This is a genomic window from Chamaesiphon sp. OTE_8_metabat_110, assembly GCF_031382685.1.
GTDB lineage: Bacteria > Cyanobacteriota > Cyanobacteriia > Cyanobacteriales > Chamaesiphonaceae > Chamaesiphon.
On sequence record NZ_JANMZA010000049.1, the window covers coordinates 1 to 3,370 of the forward strand.

Consider the following 3,370-nt stretch of genomic DNA (forward strand, 5'->3'; position numbering starts at 1 on the left):
CTGCTTGCCGATCGAGATATTAATTAGATATCCAGTTATCAACTCTGCGACAATCATTTCACGATCGCCGCAGAGTTGATGACTGGATGTTGACCGTAAAAAGGTAAGGCAGTAGACCAGTGTGGACGTTCGCCGCGATCGTAGGCGCTGCGGGCTAGAGCTAGCACCCCTACTACCGTATCGGTCAGATTAGCCGCTTGCGGGATAACTTGGTGCTGAGTAGGCTGAATCTGGGCGCGGCGAATATCCCAATCATCAGCAGCAAACACGGTTGCTGGTAGCACCTCTGTCAATAACTGCGCGTCAGCATCCCAATTGTAAACCGACCCAAACACCTCGCCCCGTTGCGCGGGCATGGATACAGCTAGCAAGCCAGCCGCGCGGGATTGCCAAGCTATCGCCGCTAAACTAGAAATAGCAAATACGGGTAAATCTAATTGTTGTCCCAAAGTCCGGGCAGTCACTACCCCTAAGCGGGTACCTGTAAACCCACCTGGGCCACTAGCTACCGCAATCCAGCCCAGATCCTGCCAAGTTTGGGGACTGAGAAAATCACGTAGATAGGGATGGAGAAAATTGGAAGTATCCCGCCCCAAATCCCACGTCTGGCAACGGACATCTTCGTTACTACGGCTAATTGCCAGACCTAATCCAGGGCTGCTAGTGTGTAGTGCGAGACCGTATTTCATGGGTGAGATGGGAGATGGGAGAGGGTAGATGGGAGATAAGAGATGATAGATGGTAGGGTGTGTTATCGCGCTAGCGTAGCGCACCTTAATTAAAGGATCTCCTGTAGTAGAGTGGGCACTGCTCACTAGGTTTGAGGCACAATTTATTTTATAAATAATTCCACCCTACTACTTACTAATCGCTCGCTTAATGATGTAACCCGCGATCGCGGGTAAAGCGGTAGGATAACAAAAAGCACATTTGCAAAAGATCGGATGGTATCAATATGACTTCTGCTGATGCTGGATCTAATCCTAACAGTAATCCTCAACCGCAGACGCTGCGCGATCGATATTTCCAGACGATCGAGCAGATCGTCACTCGGATTCTAACTGGTAAACAGGTAATTTCCAAAGAGTACATTTATCAGATTCTGGTCGAGCAGATCGAACTGGGTACGAGCGAAATTTTTGAAGGTTGTCTGAGTGAGCAGGTGCAGGGGATCGAGCGCGAAATTGCCAGTCAACCCGATGAAGTCAAGCAAGCTAAACTCAAGCACAAACTCAATGCCCTGGCTTGGATTCAGACATCGCTGGGTACCTTGCAGGACGAACGCCAAGCGGTAGCGCTGGTGGATGCAACGATCGATCGAGTCGTCAGCGCCGAGCCATCCGAGCGGCTGAATATCTTGCTCCAAGCCCTCGATCCCAATCAGGAACGCAAACTCGATCGCGCTCAAATTCAACTGATAATTAAATCTCTTCAGTCAGTTGCCAATGTCCGCCTCGAACCCGCAGATTTCGAGCAACTGCGGCAATTATCGCTCGGACTCGATCGCGGCTTGAAAACGTTACCCGCTCTGGAGCCGCACTTAGTCAGTTGGGTTTATGAGAGCGGACAACAGATCGGCTTTGGCGGTGCCACGGAGAATGGCCCCTGGTCGCTGTGGGCGAAGCAAATCTCCCAACCGTTAATTCAGGCATTATTTCAGACGATCGGGCGTCAGCAGTCTATTTCCGACCTCACAGCCGATCGAGCGAGTGGGGATGAAGGCGAGTGGACGGAACTGGCGATTGTGCTGCAAAGTATTCAAACTGCCCTGGTGACTTGGTTTGACGGTCAGATGTACGATCGCGCCTGGGGGCAACGGATGGCTTTTAGTACGCTGATTTCGTTTGCGGCGATTTGGAGCGAATTGGCAAATGGAATGGGGCGGGCGATTAGTATTAATAGTACGCATCGAGACGCGATCGCCAAGGCTTGTTTTCAGGTAACGTTGCAAGTCCTGAGAACTGCGGCACAACGTCCGAATTTTCCGTTGTATGGGGGGATTTTTGCTGCCTTCTCAGGCGAAACGTTGCGGGATACGCTGTCTTATTTTGACTTGCCGCTCAAGCAAGTAGCGGGAACTCAGGAGAAAGGAAGACTGTTAACGATTTTAGGTTATTCACAGCAGGCATTGGGACAAAATGAGCGAGCCATCGCCCTCCATCGGGAAGCCCTGGCAATCGCCAACCAAGCCGGAGATCGCCCCTGTGAAATTGCCAATCTCAACCATCTGAGCCGGATCGCGATCGGTCAAAAAGATTATCCCCAGGCGATTAGTTTCAGTCAACGCGCCTTAATTTTAGCCAGACAAACGGGCGATAAACTGGGTGAAGCCAATGCGCTGACTAATGTCGGCTACTCCGAAGTATTGTCCGCTCACTCCCTCGACATTATGGATGAGGATGTCTACGAACAAAATATCAGTTATCTCGATCGCGGCTTGAAACTTGCTGAAACTTTAGACGACAAACAGAGCTTAGCGCTGGGATATCACAGTCTCGGACTAGCTTATCTGACAATCGGGCAAGCCGAACGCGCGATCGAGTATCTCCAATTAGGTACAAAAGCCGCTCAAGCCGTCGGCGACTTGTATCTCCAAGGACTGAATCTTACCTACCTCGCTGAGGCGCATCACACGCTCAACAAGCCCAAAACTGCGGTTTTTTATAGTTGTCTGGCAATGTATCAACTCCATCAAATTGGTGCCAAGGAATGGCGACAGAGTGCGAGTTTAGCGACAGTTTTGGAAGGACAATTAGGCACCCAAGAGTTTCAGGAAATACTCACCCAGTATCGACCGAATTTACTCCCCGCCATCGGCGTAGACGGTTATGATTACTTACCGCAACTACTGGCTAAGTATCGAACTGACGGGGGTTTGTAGCGAACATTCTAATACTCAAAATTACAACTTAAAACCAGCCAACCTATCCTTAGAAGTATCTTTGTAATGCCCGATCCCCTCCCGTCCTAAAATAGTAGTTATTACCGAACCCGATCGCTAAAATAACTATTACCAATCGCTAAAATTACTGTGTTAAGATTTAATGACACAGGATAAGCAGCAGGGGATGGAACACAGCCATGTTTGAACGCTTTACAGAAAAAGCCATTAAAGTAATCATGCTGGCCCAGGAAGAAGCACGTCGCCTGGGGCACAATTTTGTCGGTACCGAGCAAATCCTCTTAGGATTGATTGGTGAGGGTACTGGCGTAGCAGCTAAGGTCTTGAAATCGATGGGGATCAACCTCAAAGACGCCCGGATCGAAGTTGAGAAAATTATCGGACGTGGTTCGGGTTTTGTCGCCATTGAAATCCCCTTCACCCCCAGAGCCAAGCGCGTTCTGGAGTTGTCTCTAGAGGAAGCCCGCC

3 protein-coding genes are annotated in these 3,370 nt (G+C 49.9%); 2 read left to right on the forward strand and 1 reads right to left on the reverse strand.

Going from position 1 to position 3,370, the window contains the following annotated elements; translation table 11 throughout:
• Positions 1–53 precede the first annotated feature (53 nt).
• Positions 54–689 (reverse strand): tRNA (adenosine(37)-N6)-threonylcarbamoyltransferase complex dimerization subunit type 1 TsaB, encoded by a 636-nt coding sequence (gene tsaB / locus RMO52_RS01945; protein WP_310410420.1) that lies wholly within the window; start codon positions 687–689, stop codon positions 54–56.
• A gap of 266 nt (positions 690–955) precedes the next feature.
• On the opposite strand from tsaB, the gene RMO52_RS01950 reads away from it, so the two are divergent.
• Both RMO52_RS01950 and RMO52_RS01955 read left to right on the forward strand, forming a co-directional pair.
• The gene (locus RMO52_RS01950; protein ID WP_310410422.1) at positions 956–2,881 is read left to right on the forward strand and encodes a tetratricopeptide repeat protein; all 1,926 of its coding nucleotides are present in this window, start codon (positions 956–958) and stop codon (positions 2,879–2,881) included.
• Positions 2,882–3,081: 200 nt separating this feature from the next.
• A partial coding sequence (locus tag RMO52_RS01955; RefSeq protein WP_310410424.1) for a Clp protease N-terminal domain-containing protein occupies positions 3,082–3,370 on the forward strand: 289 nt, incomplete at its 3' end.